Genomic DNA, 24,505 nt, shown 5'->3' with positions numbered 1-24,505 from the left:
TAAATTGTAACATATGGGTTCAACAAAACAATAGCGGCTGATACTATTAGGTTCATAGTGACAGTCGCTATTGTTGTATATAAAGGTTTAATACCTGTAGTTGGCCGAATACTTACTGATGTCTTACAATCCGTCATTCATTCTTCAACAGTCGGATATAGAATATGCCTCCGGCCACAGATTCGGGTTTACTTTTGAAAGTCACCTTTACGGAAGTCTTGCCTTCCAGCATAGCTGCCGGAATCGGGTAAGTTACATTGACCATCTTCTGACTATTCCATTTGCCAGCAAGATTCTCTGTAGCAAGCACCTTTCCGTCTATCAGGATATCAAAAGTACGGTTACCCGTTTCATTTCCCCAATAACGGAGCATCAAGGAAAGTCCCGTTTCACCTTTTGTGTCCATTTCATACTCGAAATAACCGCCGTTACGGGCATCGCGCCAGTTTTCACCTTGGAAGTTTCCTTTCTGGGAGTTCTCGAACTTCATACCATGATCGGCTTCGGGTTGCTGTTCACCGGGTGCTATCGCATCCACAGTCCGCTTGTCAAGCAGGAGTTTCTGTTCCTCTTCTTCTTTGGCGGCCTTCTGGTAATCGGCAAACTCGTCGGGAGTCATGGAAAGCCAATACATCATATAACGACAGTCGTGTATACGGAAGAAGGGCTCCAGTTGCAGATTCTCATAAGGTGCCTTAAACAATCCAGGCACGGTATAACACATCGGTTTTCCGGGAACCGGTTGCATGGCATCCAGTTTCGCCTGAATTTCCGCACGTGTACCTATAAGCAACGGAGTATCGAATACAGAAACCAACGGCCCGTGAGCAATGTGGCCCCAACGGCTGTTATCGGCTACCAGCCCGTCCAAATGCTCTGTCCCCATCCGGGCACTCAGAACAATCGGACCACGGAGAATAGCCACGTATTCAGGAACATTAGGAAGTTCTTCAACCGTAACATCCATAGGCATGGTGATTTCAATGCGGTCACCGTCTTTCCATGTACGGTCCACAGCAATATATGAAGACGGGGCAGAACCTGCCGCATAATCTTTTCCGTTACACAAGACCTTCATCTTACCCTCCTTGCACCACCACGGATGACGGATCATCAGCTGTGCCCTGACTTTTTTCTTGGTATGGACTGTCAGGCGGACCGTTTCCTCATCAGGGAAACTGGTTTCCTGCCGGATAATCATCCCTTTTTCCTTCCAATTCAGTTCGGATGCAATGAAAAGATTGACAAACAAGCTGTCGGAATGATGGGTATAGATAAACTCTCCATATTTACCATGATTCTCCATACCTGTTCCTACACAGCACCACATGGCACTGTTCGGAGCCGAATAGACACGGTAATGTGCCGGACGTGCTGAAGTAAAATACACATATCCTCCATGCTGCGGATGCTGTGTGGACAGAATATGGTTATACAGGGCGCGTTCGTAGAAATCGGCGTAATGGGCATCCGTATTCATACGGAACAGACCTTCCGTAAGTTTGAGCATGTTATTGGTATTACAAGACTCAGGTCCTTCACGGTCATCCACATAACTCTTGCAGTCATCTGCCGGAGCAAAATGCTCACGACGGCTGTTGCCTCCGAAAGCCAATGTACGGTTTCCGGTCACCGTATGCCAGAAGAAATCGGCTGCTCCCTCGTAGAGGGCAGCATCTGCATCACGTCCGGCAGCCAGACTGTTTTCGGCAATACGCTGGTAACCGACTACCTTAGGGACCTGTGTATTGGCATGCTTGTTGTCTAGATTGTCGACTCTCTTCGCCATGCTGTCCAGGAGCCAATGGTGAGAGAAGCGCTTGGCCGTATCCAGATACTTCACATCACCTGTCATCTGGTAAGCGTCGGCAAAGACCTCATCCATCCCGCCGAACTCATTCCCCAACATCTGTTCCATCTGTTCATCAGAGAGTGAAGATATTACCCCCATCCCCCAGTCACAGAACTTCAGGAACATATTCTTCGCATCTTCATTACCGGCATACAACCAGGCGTCACGCAAACCGGCATACATCTTATGCACGTTATACCATGGCACCCAGTATTTCCAGATAATGCCTACGTTTCCCTTACGGATTTCATTCCAGAGTGTCCTGCTTCCCGGTGCTCCGCCTACATAGCCGTCACCGTTCTTGTCCTGGCAGCGTTTCAGCTCCGAAATCATGTATTCCATGCGTTTTTTACATTCCTCATTACCGGTAGAGGCATAATGGATGGCAAGTGCCGAAAGGTAATGTCCGCCCACATGGCCGTCCAGATCAATCCAGTTCTCAAAACTTTCTGCTTTAGGAGGCAGTCCGGCCTGCTTCAGATAAGGAGCCAGCAGACGGTCTACATCATACTGCAACAAAACATTGACATTCAAATCCTGCGCATGCTTGAACGGTCCGTCGAGTAACTTCACGTCACCAAGCGGAAACTCGTTATGATACAGTTTATCCTGTGCAAACGAGTTTGCAAAAAGCGCGACAAAAGAAGCAAGTAATATAAATCTCTTTCTCACCATGAGTTTTTCATTTATCAGATTATAAAACATCAGTCACTTTTACAGAGACAGACGGACAGAAACGATACTGTTACCCGACAGCAGAACATAAGCTCCTGTTCCAGATTCGACAGGTTCCGTCGTTAGCGGCTCCAGATTTCTGTCGGCGTCTGTGATAACTGCAGTTGCATCATGACCTACAGGAATTTCTACGCATTGGGTAGATTTACCCAAGTTCAACAAAACAACAGTCACTTCATTTCCAGCCTCATTGATATAAGCTGTTGCATATACATCCGCATTGTCTGTACCCGCATTGATCCGGGTCATACCGGTTGCATACTGCGCATAATGAGCCATGATATATCCATTCTTCGCAATTTCCCCTTCAGCCACCGGACTACGCTGGTCGTTATCGCCCATCAATCCATAGAAACGCTTCAAATACCAATATACATAAGCACTGCAGTATCCTTCCATACACATGTGGATTTCCTTTCCAAGGTGGTTCAAACAATAAGTCCAATCCCTGAACTCCCATTCATCCGGATTTTCCGAAGATTCTCCGTCATTGAACAAATGTTCTGTCATCCACCATGTCTTGCCTTGAAGGCGGGGATAAAGTCCACATATATAATCATGACGATCTTTAGCATAGCTGGAGCTCAAATCAATGAATCCCTGGTACAGATGTCCTGCAACAATATCTGTCTGAGCAAATGCTTCCGCATCATTCAGCACAAGGTCGGTATAGTCAGGGCTCATACCACATGATTCCGGCGACATCAGTTTAACTCCCGTCTGACGAATCTTGCTACCACACTGCTTCATGAAATTCACAACTTCCTGAGGAGTCCAGTAGGTAAAATCCATATCAGGTTCATTCTGCATGGAAATGGCATACAGGTTGACACCGTTCTGCTTCATGAATTCGATATAACGGATCAGATGATCGGCGTAAGCCTCATAATTTTCTTCTTTCAGACGCTTTACATCTTTATCACCTTGCTTGATCGTTTCACTCAAATTATTTTTTATTTACTCACCGACATTAATGAATAGACCAGACTTAAGGCCAACCCAAAACATCATGACAAAAATATTCAAATTTTATAAAGAAATGGTTAAGTAACGTTTCTCATATTTAAATTCATGTTACGCAAAGCCTATAAAAATATTACATAACATATACAATAAACGTACATAGCCCTTATTATAATATGTGTAAGGCCATAATAAAAAAGGAATGGAATGTTAAGCCATTTTAAATATCTGAACTCTATACAATCATATGAATCCAAAATTTACACCATAAAAACGTCCGTTGATTCTGTAATTTTGTATATACAAAATCAGCCGGGAAACCCGGCTGATTCTTACAACTAAATATAAGATTCTATACATTTCACATTAACGACAATTATCAGCCTAGAGGAATTATTCCCCTAATGACTTGGAAGAATAGGAAAATTCATCTACATCAATGTAACCGCCAATACTCTTAGTAGCATAATTGAATATTGCAAACTTTGTTCCCATAAAAAGTTTACGATAATCAAAAATCATCTTGTAATCAGAACCGAGACGAGTCCAATTCTCCTTATCAAAACTATAATAAAATTTTGCAATATCCCGACCGACACGGAAATCACAATCCAGACGTAAAAATATGCTAGTAATTCCAGCCGGTATATCCACTTGTTCCAGCGTGTTCTTTTGAACCGACAGAATCGCCTTATTGGAATCGGCCAACTCAACTATATTCGTAGACATACACAAACTATATTTCCCTGCATTGCAATTAACCGACAGTATTCCTGAATTACCATTGAAGGCACTCAACCCAGCTACATCACCGTCCTTCATAGCCGAAATATCCATTGATACAATACCCGAACACGAAGGACCGGTCGTACGCTGGGTTATTGTATTGGGAGCCGCATAAATATTATCGACAATCCGATTTGTCTTCAAGCGCAGATAACCGGGACGTTCTGTCAACGACCAGGCATCATCAATCGGATTATGGTTCCACTGCCAATTCAACTTCAATTTACTTTCAGAAAAGTCATCACTTACAACCAAAGAAGTGGCAGTTTCACCATCAACCGGCTTTTTCATGACAGTCGGGACTCTACCTTCCGAATCCCCCAGCATAGGCCATCCGTCAATCCAACGACAAGGCATCAACGTAAGCACACGGCCTACTCCACCCCTATCCTGAAAAATAATACCATACCAGTTGTCTTGCGGGTCATTTACAATAGTTCCTTGTCCCACATAGCCAAAACCACCGAAACTATCTTCCAGAATGACTTTCTTTTCATATGGCCCAGTTATATGGTCGGCACGGTAACAAACCTGACGACGTTTTCCACCTGCAGGCCAGGAAATCATAAGCAAATAGTATTTACCTTTGTATTTAATGAAACGACTCCCTTCCAAAAGTCCCGTTTCCGTACTGTCACGTTCAAAAATACGCATATCGATTCCCCCCGGTTGCACATCACTCAAATCAGGTTTCAGTTCACGCAACTGTCCGGTACCATAAAAGACATAAGCTTTGTTATCATCATCGAAAAATAAGGATGCATCATGGAAATGAGGAAGACGGCTCCATAAAGTCCATCCTTGGGAAGGGTCGGTTGTCGTATAGACAAAACCTTTATAAGGTTGGTCATTAGGAGAGAAATAAGCATAGAAACGACCGTCATGATATCTTAAGGAAGTAGCCCACTGGCCACGTCCATAAACGGTACCACCCTTCAAATCATAATTGGGAGTCTCGTTCAGACGGTCAAACAGGTAACTTACAATTTCCCAATTCACCAAATCTTTTGAACGCATAATGGGAGCTCCCGGCATCAGATGCATAGTAGTTGTCACCATATAATAATAGTCACCAACACGGATAACATCCGGATCAGGGACATCGGTCCATAACATCGGATTGGTAAAAGTCCCGTCACCATTATCGCCTGTTTTATCGCCGACATTAATGGCATCTGCCGACATCAGACAAAATATTCCTAGCAGGAATACGACAAATCGGTTTCTCATAATATAAGTATTTTTAAGTTCTCAACAAAATTAATATACACTATATTTATCACCAAGCCTCAACGAATCGTTTTTATTCAAAAAGGTTACAGCATTTCTCCTTACATTCCAAGAAACGTACATCCGTTATCACAAATGATACATTATTCCTTTATATATATGTTTTCAGACAAATTAATATGTAAATTCCACTTTGTAACAAAACCGAATATACCTGAAACATTTAAGCAAACCAATATATCAAATAACCTATAAATTTGCATAGATAAAGAAAAAATTAATTAACTAATCAATTTATTATCATGAAAAATACAATTAAGACATTTGCTCTGACCGCCTGCTGTTTTCTGGGAAGTCTGTCTATGCAAGGAGCCTCGCCGGAAAAGCCATTGTTCACCAACTTCACCTATGTAGGGAATGACGACATATATAATAAATATCCTTTGGATAAAGATGAATTCTATACTCCGATATTACAAGGATGTTACCCGGACCCAAGTATCTGCCGGAAAGGGAATGACTACTATCTGGTATGCTCTTCCTTCGCTATCTATCCGGGTGTGCCTATCTTTCATTCAACCGATCTGGTAAACTGGAAGCAGATCGGACATGTATTAGAACGTCCAAGTCAGCTCAAAGTGGAAGATTGCGGTATCAGTGCCGGAGTATACGCACCTGTTATCCGTTATAACCCACACAATGATACATTTTATATGATCACCACTCAGTTTTCCGGTGGATTCGGAAACATTATCGTAAAGACTAAAGATCCGGCAAAAGGATGGAGTGATCCTATCAAACTGAACTTTGAAGGAATAGATCCGTCCATTTTCTTTGATGAAAACGGAAAAGCCTATATCGTACATAATGATGCTCCGGAATACGCACTTTATGAAGGACACCGTGTCATCAAGATATGGGATTATGATGTAGAAAAAGATCAAGTTATTCCGGGAACTGACAAAGTTCTAGTAACAGGTGGCGTTGACATTACCAAAAAACCTGTATGGATCGAGGCTCCTCACTTATACAAAAAAGACGGGAACTACTATTTGATGTGTGCCGAAGGCGGTACTGGAGGCAACCACTCGGAAGTGATATTCATCAGCAAGAGCCCTAAAGGTCCTTTCAAACCTGCTCCAGTAAACCCTATACTATCACAGAGACATTTACCATCAGACCGTGCGGACAAAGTGGATTGGGCTGGACATGCCGATCTTGTAAAAGGTCCCGACAACAAATACTATGGCGTATTTCTGGCAATCCGCCCGAATGAAAAGAATCAAGTAATTACCGGCCGTGAGACCTTTATCCTTCCAGTAGACTGGACAGGTGAATTTCCGGTATTTGAAGGCGGCATGGAACCATTGAAAGCCAAGTTGAAAATGCCGGAAGGAGTCCAGAACCAAACAGGCAAGAACGGCTTCCTTCCTAATGGAAACTTTACATTTACAGATTCATTCAAAGGAACCTTGGACCAACGTTGGGTAGGTATAAGAGGTGCAAAAGAAGGATTTGCAACAACTACTAAAAAGGGATTGGAAATCACTCCTTATAACGAAACAATCAAGGCCGTTGCTCCTACATCAACCTTATTCTATCGCCAGCAACATCTGAACTTTACAGCTACAACCACATTGAAATATCAACCTCAATCAGAAAAAGATTTGGCGGGTATCGTATGTTACCAAAGTGAAAGATTCAATTATGTATTCGGTATTACCCGAATAGATGGTAAAGACTATCTCATTCTGCAACGTACAGAAAAAGGCACCTCCAAGATGATAGCAAACACTCCAGTTGATACAAAAAAAGCAATCAAACTGCAAGTTCAAGCAAAAGGAGACCAGTTCCAGTTTAATTATGCCATAGGAAATAAAAAGTTCCAGAATTTGGGTGGAACTGTTTCCGGAGACATTCTGTCAACTAACGTTGCCGGAGGATTTACAGGAAATATGATTGGACTTTATGCAACCAGTGCCAACGATATAAAACTTAAATAAAAAAAACTTTGTCAGACAAAATGTTCGTCAAGAATCTTTTTTAACGAGAATAATATTCGGATTCTTGACTACATTTACAAGCGAGTAGGAGATAAATATTATAGGTATTTATCTCCTACTTTCGTTTTTAACGGCCCCACCATACATGTTCCGGAATACAATGTTTTGTGATAACATAAAAATGGCATATGAGATGATGATAAGCCACCATCTTCATATGCCATCTTAGGTTGTAAGGATATTTATTGAATATCTCTATACAGGTTCATCTATCACTCTGTCACTTGCGATGTGGAACTGGTTTTTCCAGCCAGTCCATCAGCAAATCCGGCATAAGTAGGTTTACGATTATAATTCAAGTCCCACAAGCCGATAGGCATTCCGGCACGCCAGCCCGAACCGGTCGGACTATCCGTTGCACTCCATTGCGTAATACCATAACGCTGGGCGGCAGGAATAATTTCAAAGTACTTCGAAATGATAAACCGATAATAGTCAGCCATCAGTTCCTGCTGTTCGAATGTAACCTTTTCAGTCTCCATCTCTTCTCCATTTTCATCCAGAATTCCCATATCAAGTTCTGAAATCTTGACTAATTTACCGCTTGCAGCCAGCATCTCAAACATCTGAACAACACATTCTTCATTCTTTTTCTGAGTTTCAGCATTCAATGAATAGGATACGTGCATCTGGGTTCCGATACCATCAATTCTGGTCACACCGTCTGATTCCCATTTGGCAATCCAGTCAATCAAGGCCTTGCATTTTGCATTATTGTTATAAGCAGCTTCCAGGTTATAGTCATTGATGAACAGTTTGAGATCTTCCCCACCATATTTACGGGCGAACTCAACCACTTTCCTCACATAATTTTCACCCAAATAATCCTGCCAATAGAAATTTTCAGTATCACCTTGTGTCCATGAATATTTCAAGCTTGGAGATCCGGAATCATCCATCGGTTCATTTACAGCATCCCATGCCTTCACTAACGTAGCTCCGGCATCTTCTCCTTCAGCGGCAGTCGGATTCTCCTTGCAGGCTTTCATCATACCTTCAATCCATCTTTCCAAAGCGTCAGTCAATATAGCTTCCTTCTCTTCAGGAGTCTTTTCTATAATCTGACCTCCACCTGCATTTTTGGAATAGCCTTCACCTTCTTCAGAAATTGATTCAAAAGCCCCCGGAGTCCAACCTGTCCATCCCGTTATCGTACCGTCTTCAAAATCACCGTTTGGAATCAGATTGGTTTCCGAACCGGAAGCAACAAGTGAAACATTGTCAATATAGATTTCACCGGCAAATGTTCCGAAATTGAAGGCAATCTTATCCACACTGCTTCCCGAAGGAGTCAACGAGACAGTACGTTCCTGCCATGTTGTCTCAGCCGAAAATCCTCCCGGATATTCCTGGTTACCACCATCGGAACATTGCAGGTAAATTTCAGGAGAATAAGCTGCAGAGGCTTTCACCATAAAATTCAAGGTATAAGTCTGTCCGGCCTGCAAAGGCGTACTCAACTGATACCAGGTCTGTGCATCCCAGATATTAGCCGAAACGGCCGAATTCTTCAGAACCAGACTATATCCGGCTCCACCGGATACTGCCGACCCAGACACATATCCTTCTCCATCTTCCGAAATGGTTTCATAAGCACCCGGAGTCCAACCAGTCCATCCCGTAATCGTCTCATCTTCAAAATCACCGTTTGGAATAAGATTCGCATCTGAACCGGATACTGTAAGTGAAACATCATCAATATAAATTTCACCGGCAAAAGTACCGAAATTAAAGGCAATCTTATCCACACTACTTCCCGAAGGAGTCAAGGATACAGTACATTCCTGCCAAGCAGTCCCCACAGAAAATCCTCCCGGATATTCCTGGTTACCGCCATCGGAACACTGCAGATAGATTTCAGGAGAATAAGCTTCCGAAGCCTTTGCCATAAACTTCAGGGTATAAGTCTGTCCGGCCTGCAAAGGGGTACTCAACTGATACCAGGTCTGGGCATCCCAGACATTGGCCGAAGCCGCCAAGTTTTTCAGCTTAAGACAATATCCTCCATCGGTAGCCTCACCCGGAATAACCGTCGGAGCAATCAAGCTCTCCAGATAGGTCTTGTTCTGCTGTGAATGCCAACACAACGTATGACCATAGACAGTCATTCCCGCCTCTTTCGCAGTCTGTACAAAATCAGTAACCTTCGAAAAGTCCATTGTACCGTCGTTTGCCACAATCGAAGCATACTTCATTGCATTTCCGGCCGTCATTTCATCAAAATTGGATACAGCCAAGCCATAAACCATACTCTGTTTCAAATAATCGTCTACCGCCAATGCAATGCCTAACTTGAAATCGGGATTGTTTCCACGGTCCACATAACTCTTCAGCACTCCATAATCATTCAGATATGCCAACTGAGCCATTTCCTCAGGCATCTGTATCGCTCCGGGTTGCAGCAGACTTTCGTCTGCGCAAGCCGTCAGCATGCCTAGAGCAACCGCTCCCAACAATAACTTATTATAATGTTTCATAGTTCAATCAGTTAGATTTAGGTTATTTATATACAGGTGAAAAAGTCTCGAACGCAACGCCACGTGTCTGGACAACTAAAGTATCTTTTGTCTGATACTGTTTTGTTCCGAAATCAATTGTATATTCCAGGTACAATGCATTCCGGTCCTTATTTCCCCAGCTGTTCTTCTCTCCTTTCTCTACAAACTTACCGGAACCGCTAGCCATATATCCATCGGTACCCGAAGTAATGGTACATTCATCAGCATCATTGAATGTCAGCAACAAATCACAAGTCAACGTGTTTGTACCTACCGTTGTCGATACAGGAAAAACAGCAGTGGTCAGATTACGGGTAGAGACACTACATATCTCATCATCCTCTACATATTCCTCATGACGATTGACTGTGGTAGTCGTTCCTCCTTCAGTTATCACATCAACTCCACGACGCAGATATTCTGCATCCCATTTGTTAATGTATTTCACACAATAAAGCACATAGTTCTTCGGAGCGGTATCCCACATTTCCGAGTTAGTCCAAGGTGCACCACTGACTTTCGGAACTCCCGACAGAATTGAATCGGCATTGACTACACCTGTCATACGGAGTGGAATGACATATGTATTATCCAAAGCCTTCTCATCATTGAAGAAGGCATCGGTAAACTGCACTTCCACCCCTCCCATCAGATTTTCATTTTCATTCAGTACAATCTGTTCAGAAGCCAATGAATAATAGTTTGAAGGCATGGGCATGACCGGCGTTGTTCCATCCTCGAAATAAAGGTTATCACATAACGATTCATCGACCATAACATCAATCACCGTAGAACCGGTTCCGCTATAAGCACCTCCCATTGTAGCATAAATCTTACATTTATGCTCGTTGTCAAGCGAGGTATCGTAGGTATCTTCTCCCATCACCAAGGTACGCACAGGCGACTGATAAGCAAAATAAACGGTAGAATAATCGTAATTCGAGAACTCCACATCTCCATTATGGCAAGATGAGACTAAAAAAGCAGAAGCTCCCGCTACAAGTATAGAAAGTAAATTAGCTTTTCTCATATTTCAATCATTTAATCAATCAAACATTTTACCATCCCTGATTCTGCACAAAACCGAAATTCAATACCTGATCATAAGGAATAGGTCCATAGTTCATAAAAGGCTGATAAGCGCGTTCTTCCACTTCAATCGGAGTATACTGCTGTACATTATTGGATTGCGTAATATTCACCCCTTTAGCGCTCTCAGTCAGATTACTTTCCCAACGACGTAAATCATAGAAACGGATATTTTCGAAACAAAGTTCCAAACGGCGTTCATTACGGATCAGTTCGCGCATTCTAGCCTGGTCATTCTTGATACTTTCCAGATAAGCATCACCATTATCGGCCCCTACTCCCGCTCTGGCACGGATAGCCTTGATAACCTCGTACGCACTGTATGCATGGTTACCCTTTCCCTGTGGGCCCCAAGCTTCATTCGCAGCTTCGGCATAGGACAAGAATATTTCCGTATAACGGATACGGGCTGTATAATGTTTTTGCTCGGTATTATAAACAGGGTTCGGATTACAGTCACTGCGCAAAAGCTTACGCAAATAATAACCAGTTCGGGTTGAATATCCCGATTCACGGTTCAAGGCATCGTTATTCGTTCCATAGGAACCAGTAATGATTTCCGTATTATTCGGCCCTTGAACACCTTCATTATATAGAATATAGGTACCCAAACGCGGGTCACGGTCTGCGTACGGATTGGCAGCATCATATCCGGAATTCGTATCGGTAATCGGATAACCGTTTGCCATCGGGAATGCATCCACCAGATTCTGCGTCGGATTAATACGTCCGTTTCCATACAAAGAAGGAGGATAATTATCACTCTCCAAGGTATTCGTTTCGTCGATGTCACCTCTCCAGATAATCTCAGCAGGAACTGCACCACCGCTCAGGCTTGCGATTTCTGTAGTATTGGTATACCAGGTATATCCGTCAGCATCCAGACCACTGACTCCACCGATACGGTCCAATACGGTAGCCGCATAGTTGGCAGCATTTTCCCATGAAACGGAAGAAGCTTCGTTAAAGGCCGGACTGGCAGCCATCAAAGTAGCCTGTGCACGGACAGCTTCTACAATACGTCCGCTTAGACGACCAGCCATAAAACTTCCGTTCACACGATCATACTGTGTAGCGGTCACCCCCATTGCTATATATTTCTGAGGAATTTCACTGTCAGCGTGCGACTTGTAATCCAATGGAAGCAGATCAATGGCCATTGCACAATCATCCAGAATCTGCTGCATACAATCTGCATAAGTATCGCGCGGCAAAGAGAAATCCGAACTGGCATCTTCAGATACGGTCTTGATGGGAACTCCAAGCAACTGCCCGTCGGCCGACCAACCACCATGCGCTCTCAGAAGATAGTACATATAAATGGCGCGTAATCCGTAAGCTTCTCCTTTAAAGCGGTCTACAAACAAGGTCTGGACATTTTCCACACTCGACCACTCTACTCTGTCAACTCTTTCAAGAAACATATTCAGATACTGAATCGCATTAAAACAGTTCTTCCACTGTGAAGTAGGATCGTTCTGGGCAGTCCATGAACCGGTAGCCATACTGCGCCACGTATTGGTATTGTCATTGGATACAGCATCATCGGTAGCGACGTCACTGGTAGGCGACGTATTATACGGAAGCAATATATAGGCATTCGCTATGATTCCTTGCGCATAATCCGGTTCACCATACATTGCATCCAAATCCCGGTTGTTCTCTATCGCCGGTTCGAACAAATCGTCACAGGCGGTAAACAACAATAGAAACATGAATAGTCTGATTATATTTTTCATATTACATTCCTTTATTATGATTAGAAAGCTATCTTAACACCCAAATTGTAGAAACGTGTCTGTGGTGCAGAACCTACATTCATTTCCAGTAATTCACGTTCTTTCGCAATAGTCAACAGATTAGAACCGCTCACATACACAGCCGCTTCTTTCAAGAATGTCTTTTGAAGCAGTCTCTTCGGAAAATCATAAGTCAGTTGTACTTTCGCAAGATCGAAACGATTGGTCTTATACAGCCAGAAGGTTGAATTACGGAAGTTATTGTCACCGGTCTGTGTGGTCAACCGTGGATAAGTAGCCGTAGCAGCCGTTTCTTCAGTCCATCGGCCACGTACCACTTCCGAATATTTACCGTCACCATAAACCCAGTAATAAGAACTACTCTTCATTCCATACCCTCCGAAACCACCTGTTCCAAGTGCAAAGAAAGTGAAATTCTTCCATTTTGCAGTGAAATTAAGGCCCAAAGTAAATGGAGAACCATACCAGGCCCCACGACCCAGATAAACCTCATCCTTACTGTCGATTACACCGTCTCCATTCTGATCCTTATATTTCAGATCTCCCTTACGGACCGTACCTCCGAAATTTTGTGTAGGTGAATTGGCTACGTCTTCATCACTTTCAAAAAAGCCCAGACACTCCAATCCCCAAATTCCGTCAATCGGTTTTCCAACCCGATTCTGGTATTCGTATTCATTGTTTTCGTCCCGTTGGGTGATTTCCGTATTATAATATGTCCCTGTAACGCCAAGCGACAGATCAGCTTCACCCACTTTTTTATTGAAGTTTACGGCAAAATCAAAACCTATACGTTTGTTGTTGTTATAGTTTACATAAGGAACAAACGACGCTTCCGGATAATAAGTAGAGAAATAGCTTGGAAACAAAGAAGTTGACTGAATAGGTAATCCCTCAACCGAATTGATAAAGAAGTTCGCATCAGCAGTTACCAGCCGGTTCCACAAAGATGTTCTGAGACCTGCAGTAAATTCTTTACGCTTTACAAAAGTCAGATCCTCATTGGCACCATGTATGGAATTGGTTGATTGCAATGAAGTTCCATCATGCCATCCCCACCAGGCACCATCGGCCTGTGTATAATTGGCAGCGTACATATAATAATCCGAAAGGTCGATATCCTGATGCAGGATACTTCCGGAAACATTCAGCATCAATTCATCCACTACCGGAGAATCTTTCAAAAAATCTTCTTCATGTAATTTCCAAGCCAAAGTCAATGCCGGAGAGAAAGCGTTACGATGTCCTTCAGCCAGCTTTGCCGAATGAACGGCGGCACCGCTGAAGTCGGCATAATACTTTCCTTTATAATTATACCCTAACTGAATACCCAGATTGGCATTACTTGTACGGTGATAAACGCCGGAATAGGTTTGTTGGAATCCGTTCACAATAAACATAGCCGACAAGTTATGAACCTTGTTGACCGTTGTCTTATAATCAAAATACGCCGACAAGGCTATAGTCTGGTTATCCGTACTTCCACTGATAGTCTGCTGACCGGTTTTCTTATCCGTCCCTTCATAAGTAAAATCTGTAATCAAATCGGAACCGTTATAATTCGACCACGTCGGAGTATATATCCTATACTCATTATCATATGATGTATTATAGGATGTTGCATAGTCGACAGCAAACAGGAAGTGGAAAGACAACCCTTTCAATAACTTGTCCAACTTAAAATCAAGTCCGGTATCGAACTGGAATTGACGGCTGGTATATTTATTATAACCGGCAGCATAATAATCGGCAAAGATATTACGTTGGTCTACCTGACTTCCTCCCAGGAAATACCCATTAAAAATATTGCTGTTCGTCCCCATCAAAGTCTGTGCTGCCAATGAATTCGGATCAATATAGCTCAACGGGATCAGAGGAGCGAAACGGTTAGGTCGCATACTGGCTGCTTCTGTCCAATAATCATATGTCTCACCATCTTCCGTTTCATAGGTAGTTCTTCCCGACCGGGTATCATAAAAAGTGGCATTTGCATTGGCAAAAGCTGTGATATCATCATTGATTGTCACATCCACATTACCACGTATGTTCAGACGTCCTGTATAATTATTGGCTACTTCTCCGAAATTAAAGATATCACTCTGACGATAATAGCCGATATTCGAATAGAAACGTGCCCTCTTGTTCCCACCCGAAAATTCTGCTGTAACGTCACTGCGGTTATAAGCCTTCTTCAAATAATCGGAAGAATAATAGTCTACATTCGGATAACGGTACGGATTGGCACCGGAAGCATAATTATAGATCTCAGTATCACTGTACAGCGGGTCCAGTCCGTCATTTGCCAGAGCCTCATTATAAAGAGTCATATATTCGGCCGATCCCAAATACTTCGGATAACTTTTCGGTACATAAAAACCGGTATTGGCACGTACGTCAATCTGCAGCTTTTCCTGCTCCTTGCCCCGTTTGGTAGTAATATAGATAACCCCCTTTGAAGCCCGGCTTCCGTAAAGCACTACGGCAGAGGCACTTTTCAGGAAAGTTATCTGTTCTATTTCGCTTGGAAGTACATTGTCCGCATCACGGGGAACCCCGTCTACCAGTACCAGATATCCGGCATTGTCACCGTCCATACCCCACAAAGAGTTTCCATTCCATCCTCCTACATATCCTTGCAGATTATCAAGGCTGTAAGTGCTGTAATTCTTATCATTCAATTCCTGCATATTGATTACCGAAACACCACCTGTCAAATCACTTTCTGCTACTTTGCGAAAAGCAATCTGAACCGACGGGTCTGCAGCATTCAACGAATCCGTTTCCAGTTCAGCAACCTCCTGTGCTCCCATATAATTTTGGGAAAAAGCTACAATGGCTGCCGAAAGGATGAATCTTATATGTATATGTTTCATTTCTCCAATCTTTTAAATTATACATTTTCTGCTTTCGCTTACCATCCCGGATTCTGATCAAAACCTTCATACAGATATGTATCAGATGTTTTCAGCGGGAACCAGTAATGCTTAGCCTGGAACTCACGGGTCAGTATAACCTCTTCCCTCCAGTTTCTTACCTCAGCATCTTTAGGATCGTTGGTTTCGTACCATGCGTCGTCATATACACGGTCAAACTCCTGGGATGTCTTCACTGTATAAGGAGCTTCTGTCAAGAGCAGCCAGCGCTGCAGGTCATTGAAGCGGAAGCCTTCAAAAGCCAGCTCCACCGCCCGTTCACGACGTACTTCATCCATAAAGGTTTCTCTATTGCCGGTATAATCAGCGGGTACATGCGACATACCGACGCGGTCGCGTAATGTATTGATAGCATCTTCTGCTGTCTTCGGGAAATTCGATGCCTTACCGGTAGCCCCTCCGAACGCAGCGCATGCTTCAGCATACATCAGATAGATATCAGCCAAACGCATATAGGGTACATACATCTGCAGGTTATTGCTGTAGTCCTGAAGCTTATCATAACTGTTTACCGTATGAGGTGCCAGTTTCTGGGTAAAATATCCGGTACGGCTACCATTCAGTTCAGCCCTGACATTACCTCCTGTATAAAGTTGGCTGTACTTATAGGCACTCATATCATTACCTACAGAAGCGTTGATGTATTCAAACCCGTCAAAAACGATATCATGATAAAAACGCGGGTCACGGTCACGGAAAGGATGAGTGTTGTCAAAACCGCCCCTCGGATCATCCAGACGGTAACCGTTAGCCATACCATAAAGATTCACATAATTGGCAGTCGGCTGATGAATCACATTATCATCCGGCACAACATTATTCATTTTAGGTCCGTAAGTTTTCGCAGCCTGATACGGGCTTATGTTGATTCCGAATGCCGGCCCACGGAATATGGCTTCAATAGATCCCGGCTGTAACCATCCCTGTCCGGATGTATAGAAAATATCGCTATAGCAGGAGGAAGCACTGCTGGAACGTTTATGGTCATAGACATCGTCATACTTGAATTCGGCCAATCCATATTGTGTCTGGCCGCTTTCCACCAATGTCAGCAATTCGCCGAAAGCTTCTGCCGCTTCCTTACAATATTCATTATTATAGTTATATGTATTTGAACCACCCGTCTGGGCACCGTTCTCCATCAACGGGCTACCTGCCCACAAATAGCATTTTCCCAAATAGCCAAGAGCCATTATCTTATTGATACGCAAGTCATTCTGTCCGGATGTCTGTGCACCTACCGTCGTATTATCCCAATTTATAGGCAACAAATCAGCAGCCTGACGAAAATCGGCGGCAGCTTTTACGGCAGCCTCCTGAAAGCTCAGGCGAGGCAGATTCAAACCGTCAGATTCCAGCACCTGGTCTATATATGGCATTCCTCCCAGATACTGCATCACTTCAAAATGCCACCATGCACGGAAGAAATAAAGTTGTCCGGCTATCAGGTCACGTTCTTCCTGAGTTCCATCGGTCAACTGATTCAGGTTCGCCAGTCCCATATTGGCTTTACGTATGCAATACCAGGCATGCGCCCACAAGCGATGGTCCATACGGTCACTTGATGTAGGATTACAAGTACGTGCCGCATCCAGCCAGCATCCGTCCTGTCCCATCATTCCACCTTGCCATGCCCAGAAATTACCTATATCAACTTGATGAACCATGTGCCAGTCGGCTTCAGTATTCATGATTTCATCATCTCCCCAGTTAAAAGAAGTTGTCCAGTAACAATTGGTCTTGTCTGGAATACAGTTGTATATTTCTTCTACAAACCCCTGGAAGTTCGTAAAAGTCTTGAATGCATCACCTTCAGCCACAACGGTGTCCGGATCTTTGTCCAGATAATCTTCACAAGACGACATACCCAAGGCAAATACAAACAGGCTACTGTACAACAATGTCTTATATATATTTTTCATGGCCTTCTATATTATAATGTGAATTTAATACCCAAATTGAAACGTTTCATTGTAGGATAGGCACCTTGATTGCTGGCTCCGGAGAAATTGGATTCACGGTCATCAGGCATACGGGTCCATACCCACAAGTTATTGCCGTTCAAGAACACTCTCAAATTACGGATCCCCAGTTTCTTAACCCATCCGCCATCAAATGTATAGGCTATTTCCGCATTTTTCAGACGGATATATGAACCGTCATACAGGTTCTGTGTACCCGTGTTATAACTTGGAGTAGTTGTAAAACGTGGTACCACGACATCCGGATTGGTATTATCCTTCGACCACCATGTACCTTGATCGTATACGGTATTCAAACGGTTGGCAAAACTGGTCAATGTAACATCACGGGTCACATTCGTTACTCCATAGAACTGTACAAATGCACTGAATCCTTTCCATTCGAAACCGATAGAAGCGTTATATGTATTCTGCGGTGTACTGGAATAACCGTAAGGAATATTATCCTGTGAATCGATGATCCCGTCCGCATTAAAGTCAATGATATAATAGTCACCCGGAAGCTTCTGGTTATCGTTCGTATCATGTTGAGGACTACCATAAATCTGGTCGAATGTATTCAAATGACCGGTATCAACATAGGCATGGGTCTGACCGATGCTGAATCCCGCATCTTTCTGGTAAGCCGGAGCCAAAGCCGGGTCATCATGTTTGATAATCTCATTCTTGGCATGCGTCATACTGAAATTACCCCAGAAACGCATCTGGTTCTCCAACACCTTATTGAAGCGCAGTTCCAACTCATAACCGTGAGTCTTCACTTCACCCAAATTAGCAGCCGGAGCCGTCATTCCAAAATAAGGTGGAACAGAACGGCTGTCACCGGTTACAATGATATCCGTACGACGGTCACGGAAAACTTCCACTGTTCCTGCAAACAGACCTCCCAAGAATGAATAATCAATACCTAGATTAAACTTACGGACGGTTTCCCAATGAATGTCCGAGTTACCTACAGCCGATTCACGGTACCATGTATAAGGACTCAAAGATTGCGTCAATCCCATGGGAGTAGAACCATTAGTACCACCGCCTATAGCCCATTGAGTAAGATACAACCAACGGTCGGTTACATTATCATCTCCAATTTCACCATACGATACACGTACCTTCAACATATCCAGAAACTTCTTGGAAAAATTCATGAACTTTTCTTCAGAAATCATCCAACCTACAGCACCCGAATTGAAAAAGGCAAAACGGTATTCAGGAGCAAATTTTTCAGAACCGTTATAAGCTCCGTTATATTCAAAGAAATACCTGTTGGCATAGTTGTATGTGGTACGGAAAGCCCAGTCTTCACGACGGTTTGGAATAACACTACCCGTAGCAGTCTCCTGGCGGCTGAACAGTCCCATTGCGGTAATGTTATGGTCGCCGAATTCCCGCGCCCAATCCAACTGAATCTGGTAATTCAAATTACGTTGGGTAGAATTGTTATCGACTTCACCGCCACTCGTAGTCCATAAAGTAGGATCAAACGGATCGAATCCGTTCCCATCATACTCAGAAGGATCATAATATTCAACTCCCGTAGCCGGATCAATCCACTTGTAGACAGCATCATGATACAAGTCATTCACACCACGGTTAGTTTCAACAAACACGTTGTCCCAGGAAATCATTGCGCGGGCATTCAAGCCTTTTGTAATGAAGCTCAGATCCTGCTCCAGCGTAAAGTCAGTATTGATACGGGTAGTGGTAGTACTCATCGAACCGGCCAATGACATCAATGCGGCAGAATTCGAGACATTGGATACATTCGGGTAATATCCCCATGTCCCGTCCGAATACTGTGGCAAGAATACATCAGGAGGAGTACTGTATGCACCGGCCCAATACTGTGCTACGCCCCAATCGGAAGAATTCGTATATCCCCACGGAGTCTTCTTGGCACCATTGGAACCGGCGATATTTACTTTGAAGACGGTCGTCTTGGACAACTGGAAATCAAGATTACTACGCACATTGATACGGTTATAACCGTAACCGGAAGTATAACCACGGCCATTGTCCGCTACATTATATAAGTCGCCTTCATGTACGAAATCGGCAGCCACAAAATACTTCACGAATTTAGTACCTCCACTGACATTCAGATTGGCATTATATGACATCGCATAATTATTGAACAAGACATCCTGCCAATCGACATTCGGATAACGTTCAGCTTCAGCCAGATTAGCCGGATAACGATACTTGTTAATGACAGACAGCGGCGTAATATAATCCCATGAAGAGGGGCTAAGGGCCAATTCATGTTCTACCGCTACGTTACGTGCCATCAATGCGTCATAGGAATCCAGCTTGTTCGGCAATTTGGAAGGAACCTTCATTGTCATCTGGGCAGAAACATCAATCTGAGCCTTTCCTTCCTGACCGCGTTTTGTAGTAATAAGGATAACACCATTGGCACCCTTCACACCATATACGGCAGTGGCCGAAGCATCCTTCAATACAGAAATAGACTGGACGGAACTGATGTCTACCGAACTCATCGGACGTTCAATACCATCAACCAATACCAAAGGGGCACTGTTATTCCATGAACTCGCACCTCGGATTACGATTTCGGGCTCTTCCTCGCCCGGCATACCAGAACTTGACGTAGTGATAACTCCAGGCAGATTACCCGTCAGAGCCGCACCGATATCGGTAACACCTCCGGCACGCTGGAGGACCTCACCTTTTGTCTGGGTGATGGCACCTACAACCGATTCCTTTTTCTGCTGGCCATATCCCACAACAACCACTTCCTCAAGCATCTCCGAATCTTCTCTAAGATTCACCACGATTACCTTACGTCCGTTTACCTTAACATCCTGAGGTGTCATACCCAGATAAGAAATGGTCAGCACAGCATCCTTATCGGGAACCACCAATGTAAAATTACCATCAAAATCGGCTACTGTACCTACAGACGTATTATTTTTCAATACAATAGCAGCCCCTATCAAGGGTTCGTCATTGCTATCGAGAACCTTACCCGTCACAGTAAAACTCTGGGCGGAAACAGCCAAACTGCACAATGCCCAAAAGACAAATAAGATTCCTCTCAGCGCCATCCCCCTTCCTTCCGACAAAGGGTTCGTTCGCAAAAATTGTTGTCTTATGTTTTTCATCGCATATTAATTTAATTAATTATGAATTAATTTTCTTCACACACAGACAGCAACATCAACTGTCATCAATTACATATTTCATAACCATCTTGATTTAAGATTAAACATCCATTACATAACTAGACAAAATTATAACATATCCAATATATAGGACAAAATTAAGATTACCAATACTATGATAAATGTTACATTAACACCTAATATGAGTAACATATTTTATTATATATGTTACATTGATACATAACAGATAAAACAATATAGGATTTTTTCCGAAAAATAAAGCTGTTTTTATAACAAAATCCATTATGGCCTATAAATAAAATCGATATACATGAGCAACAATTCATCTTTGACAACCAGCCACAAAAAAGACAATAAGACAAATGGATGAGACAATTTTACATCCAGAAGGAAACTAAAGCTTAAGTTTCAAATCCTTTCAACAACATATCAGTTTCCCGACTGCAACCAGCTTAAATCAAACAGGCCTAATGTCAGATAAGCAGACAAAATCAAGCCTTTCACTGAAATATTTCCTATATTTGCATAAAAATAGGACAGACATGAAGAAACCACCATTACTGACATTACCATTAATCTTAATACTGTTGATATTCCCTTCAACTGCTTCCGGACAGACAGGTAATCTATTTACCACACAAAAAGAATTGTCCAGCAGTATGATAAATCAGGTCTACTCAGATTCCAAAGGATTTGTATGGATAGCCACGGAATGTGGGTTAAGCAAATTCGACGGAAGCAAATTCATCATTTATAAGCATAGCAGAACAGATTCAACCTCGCTGTTGAATGACTATGTGCGTACAATTTTCGAGAATGGAAAGGGAGAACTATATATCGGAAGTCTGAAAGGCCTCCAACGTTACAACTACGAAACCGAAAACTTCACGGATATCCCTATTGTTACACCCGAGAAAAAGATAATCAGTGCACACATACAAGACATCAAAGAACTCAAAGATCATAGACTATTAATCTGTACAAGTGGACATGGCATACAATATCTGCTTCCCGGACAAGATACGATATATACGGCAAACAGAAAGATAAATGTTCCTGTAATCATAAACGCCGCAATAGAGACAACCGACAACTGTATCTGGCTGGCAACGGAAAGTTTCGGCATATATCAGATCTATCCTGACGGCAAAATTGTAACATACCCTCTTGGACAGACTACAATACCTCCAGTCACATGCTTATGTGTAGACACCCAGGGAAACATTTATGCCGGAACAAACGGAAACGGAATCTTCATGTTCGATAAACTCCAGAAACGTTTTATCCCGATCATGGATCCTTCCCTAGCCAACAAACCGATCAAAGTACTATACATGAACTCTCCCAATGAACTGTATATTGGAACAGACGGCTATGGGCTACGCATCTATGACACACTTAATAGAAAGTTCAAACCGAGCAATCTGGTATCTCCCGTATTCGATCTGCAAAATTCTAAGATTCATACTATCGACAAAGACAATTATGGGAATCTATGGTTAGGTATCTACCAGAAAGGAGTACTTTTATTGCCGCATAAGGTAAGCAACTTCATCTATTGGGGACAGAATTCACCATACTTCAATACGATAGGGAAAAATTGTATCATGGCCATATTCCAAGACCAAGCCAGGAACATCTGGATAGGAACCGATAATGACGGGATCTATAAACTGAATGAAAAGGGTGAACAGATCAGTCATTTTATACACTCATCGTCTCCACACTCTGTCCCATCAACCATACTTTGCTTTTATGAGGATTCAAAAGGCGACTTATGGATAGGATCCTACATGCAGGGACTGGCCAGAATAAATAAAGAAACAGGCGAATGTAACTATATTCCTCTAACAGATACAGAAAACAATCAGGCCAAACGAGTCTATTCCATTATAGAAGATAACAACCGACGTTTATGGATAGGAACAATGGGACGAGGCCTGTTCTACCTGGATCTGGATACCTATGCAACCAATCCTTTTCCAGAAACCAGGAAAGATTTGAACAGATTGTTACAGCAGAAACAACTACCGAACTTCTGGATAAACCAACTTTATTTCGATGAAACAGACAACCGCCTTTATCTGGGGACATTCGGCGGATTATGTTGCCTTGACCTGAACAATATGACCTTCATCAAACCTTTCAATGAAAAGTTTACGGCAGCCAACAGTATCGTGTCATCCATCTTATTCGACAAAAACCGGAATTTCTGGCTGGGAACATCCGACGGTCTGAACCTGTATAATGCCCGGACCAAGGAAATATCTCTATTCACAACCCAAGACGGACTGCCCAGCAATTCCATTTCGGCTTTAGAAGAAGATCGGAACGGTAACATCTGGATAAGCACCAATCAGGGAATAGCACAATACAATGCCCAAAGCCACCAATTCATTTCCTATACAAACGATCTGCAGAACAGTGAATTCAGCCGTGGAGCAGCCTTCACTAACGCAGCCGGTGAAATTTTCTTCGGAGGCACCATGGGGGTTATCAAATTCATGCCCAACCAAATTACAAAACCGACAACCCTACCTAACGTCCGTATTACCGGATTCTACATACACAATGAACGGGTAAACAAGAATACACGCTCGGGGCGCTATGCGGTGGTTGAACATTCCATCTATGAGGCCAAGCGGTTAGACCTATGCCATAATGACAATTCATTTACCATTGAGTTTGCAATGACAGACTTCAGCAAACCCGAGACATTCATGTACTCCATGAACCAAGGGACATGGGTAATCATGCAGCCTGGAACAAACCAGATTTCATTCAGTGAATTGAATCCAGGAATGTATATACTGCGTATCAAGGCCAAAAACCATTCCATTGAATCGGCAGTAAAGGAAATCACCATCTATATCCATCCAGCCTGGTATGAATCCAGTTGGGCCATTTTCTTTTACATCCCCCTGACAATCGGATTGCTGGCATTGATATTCAATCAGATACGGAATCATTACAGGACCCGGCAGAAAATCATGGAACACATCCATGCCGAAGAAATCAATGAAGCCAAACTCCAGTTCTTCATTAATATATCACATGAAATCCGTACCCCGATGTCACTTATCATCAGTCCGCTTAATGAACTGATCGCTACCGACAATGATAAGGAACGTCAGAAAAAATACATCCTGATCAACCGGAATGCACAACGTATTCTTCACCTGATCAACCAGTTGATGGATATACGTAAGATAGATAAAGGACAAATGCACCTCACATTCCATAATACCGATATCCTGGAATTTACAAAAAAACTGACCGAAACTTTATCCTATCAGGCAGAAAACAAACAGATATCACTGCAAGTCATTTCTGATCTGGATAAACTCAATGTATGGATCGATCCGGAATATTTTGACAATAAATTTAATTCCTCAAAAATACTACATGTAATAGTCTGAAAATCAAATTATTGAAAATTTTATGATTTTAATTGAGGAACAAATAAGAAAC

General features: G+C 42.9%; 11 protein-coding genes. 2 read left to right on the top strand and 9 right to left on the bottom strand.

The genetic code is table 11. The annotated features are described in order from the left end of the window. Positions 1 to 133: 133 nt before the first annotated feature. The 3 genes from BQ7489_RS06350 to BQ7489_RS06340 all read right to left on the bottom strand — a co-directional run bounded on the left by BQ7489_RS06350 (position 134) and on the right by BQ7489_RS06340 (position 5,521). On the bottom strand, positions 134 to 2,527 hold the full coding sequence (locus tag BQ7489_RS06350; RefSeq protein ID WP_113745240.1) for a glycoside hydrolase family 127 protein: 2,394 nt from the start codon (positions 2,525 to 2,527) through the stop codon (positions 134 to 136). A 39-nt stretch (positions 2,528 to 2,566) separates the two neighbouring features. Then, on the bottom strand, positions 2,567 to 3,532 hold the full coding sequence (locus BQ7489_RS06345; protein WP_239496924.1) for a glycoside hydrolase: 966 nt from the start codon (positions 3,530 to 3,532) through the stop codon (positions 2,567 to 2,569). Positions 3,533 to 3,943: 411 nt separating this feature from the next. Then, positions 3,944 to 5,521, bottom strand: a complete 1,578-nt coding sequence (locus BQ7489_RS06340) for a glycoside hydrolase family 43 protein (protein WP_239496979.1) — start codon at positions 5,519 to 5,521, stop codon at positions 3,944 to 3,946. A gap of 407 nt (positions 5,522 to 5,928) precedes the next feature. On the opposite strand from BQ7489_RS06340, the gene BQ7489_RS06335 reads away from it, so the two are divergent. Beyond that, positions 5,929 to 7,569, top strand: a complete 1,641-nt coding sequence (locus BQ7489_RS06335; RefSeq protein WP_239496978.1) for a glycoside hydrolase family 43 protein — start codon at positions 5,929 to 5,931, stop codon at positions 7,567 to 7,569. 272 nt (positions 7,570 to 7,841) lie between these two features. Here BQ7489_RS06335 and BQ7489_RS06330 read toward each other — a convergent pair whose 3' ends face one another. Genes BQ7489_RS06330 through BQ7489_RS06305 form a run of 6 tightly spaced genes read right to left on the bottom strand, consistent with a single transcriptional unit; the run spans position 7,842 to position 20,956 of the window. Further along, the gene (locus tag BQ7489_RS06330) at positions 7,842 to 10,106 is read right to left on the bottom strand and encodes an endo-1,4-beta-xylanase (protein WP_072530323.1); all 2,265 of its coding nucleotides are present in this window, start codon (positions 10,104 to 10,106) and stop codon (positions 7,842 to 7,844) included. Between the two features lie 22 nt (positions 10,107 to 10,128). Further along, the gene (locus BQ7489_RS06325) at positions 10,129 to 11,157 is read right to left on the bottom strand and encodes a DUF5627 domain-containing protein (protein ID WP_072530322.1); all 1,029 of its coding nucleotides are present in this window, start codon (positions 11,155 to 11,157) and stop codon (positions 10,129 to 10,131) included. A gap of 28 nt (positions 11,158 to 11,185) precedes the next feature. Then, positions 11,186 to 12,955, bottom strand: coding sequence for a RagB/SusD family nutrient uptake outer membrane protein (locus BQ7489_RS06320; RefSeq protein ID WP_113745239.1), 1,770 nt, complete (start codon positions 12,953 to 12,955; stop codon positions 11,186 to 11,188). A gap of 20 nt (positions 12,956 to 12,975) precedes the next feature. Continuing rightward, a complete protein-coding gene (locus tag BQ7489_RS06315; RefSeq protein WP_072530320.1) occupies positions 12,976 to 15,849 on the bottom strand; it encodes a SusC/RagA family TonB-linked outer membrane protein in 2,874 nt (957 codons plus the stop codon). 38 nt (positions 15,850 to 15,887) lie between these two features. Further along, positions 15,888 to 17,831 (bottom strand): RagB/SusD family nutrient uptake outer membrane protein, encoded by a 1,944-nt coding sequence (locus BQ7489_RS06310; protein ID WP_072530319.1) that lies wholly within the window; start codon positions 17,829 to 17,831, stop codon positions 15,888 to 15,890. Positions 17,832 to 17,842: 11 nt separating this feature from the next. Continuing rightward, positions 17,843 to 20,956 carry a SusC/RagA family TonB-linked outer membrane protein gene (locus tag BQ7489_RS06305; RefSeq protein ID WP_072532047.1) on the bottom strand — a complete coding sequence of 1,038 codons (3,114 nt, stop codon included), beginning with the start codon at positions 20,954 to 20,956 and terminating at the stop codon, positions 17,843 to 17,845. A 620-nt stretch (positions 20,957 to 21,576) separates the two neighbouring features. On the opposite strand from BQ7489_RS06305, the gene BQ7489_RS06300 reads away from it, so the two are divergent. Then, on the top strand, positions 21,577 to 24,453 hold the full coding sequence (locus tag BQ7489_RS06300; protein ID WP_162617780.1) for a sensor histidine kinase: 2,877 nt from the start codon (positions 21,577 to 21,579) through the stop codon (positions 24,451 to 24,453). Positions 24,454 to 24,505 lie beyond the last annotated feature (52 nt).

The sequence above is a fragment of the Bacteroides ilei genome (genome assembly GCF_900128495.1).
Lineage (GTDB): Bacteria > Bacteroidota > Bacteroidia > Bacteroidales > Bacteroidaceae > Phocaeicola > Phocaeicola ilei.
Note: the sequence above shows the minus strand (reverse complement) of the source record. Positions and strands in the feature narration are given on the sequence as shown.

What these genes read in the sequence shown, in the direction of transcription:
- BQ7489_RS06350 (WP_113745240.1), bottom strand. Translation starts at nt 2,527, where the DNA reads ATGGTGAGAAAGAGATTTATATTACTTGCTTCTTTTGTCGCGCTTTTT.
- BQ7489_RS06340 (WP_239496979.1), bottom strand. Translation starts at nt 5,521, where the DNA reads ATGTCGGCAGATGCCATTAATGTCGGCGATAAAACAGGCGATAATGGT.
- BQ7489_RS06335 (WP_239496978.1), top strand. Translation starts at nt 5,929, where the DNA reads ATGCAAGGAGCCTCGCCGGAAAAGCCATTGTTCACCAACTTCACCTAT.
- BQ7489_RS06330 (WP_072530323.1), bottom strand. Translation starts at nt 10,106, where the DNA reads ATGAAACATTATAATAAGTTATTGTTGGGAGCGGTTGCTCTAGGCATG.
- BQ7489_RS06325 (WP_072530322.1), bottom strand. Translation starts at nt 11,157, where the DNA reads ATGAGAAAAGCTAATTTACTTTCTATACTTGTAGCGGGAGCTTCTGCT.
- BQ7489_RS06320 (WP_113745239.1), bottom strand. Translation starts at nt 12,955, where the DNA reads ATGAAAAATATAATCAGACTATTCATGTTTCTATTGTTGTTTACCGCC.
- BQ7489_RS06315 (WP_072530320.1), bottom strand. Translation starts at nt 15,849, where the DNA reads ATGAAACATATACATATAAGATTCATCCTTTCGGCAGCCATTGTAGCT.
- BQ7489_RS06310 (WP_072530319.1), bottom strand. Translation starts at nt 17,831, where the DNA reads ATGAAAAATATATATAAGACATTGTTGTACAGTAGCCTGTTTGTATTT.
- BQ7489_RS06305 (WP_072532047.1), bottom strand. Translation starts at nt 20,956, where the DNA reads ATGGCGCTGAGAGGAATCTTATTTGTCTTTTGGGCATTGTGCAGTTTG.
- BQ7489_RS06300 (WP_162617780.1), top strand. Translation starts at nt 21,577, where the DNA reads ATGAAGAAACCACCATTACTGACATTACCATTAATCTTAATACTGTTG.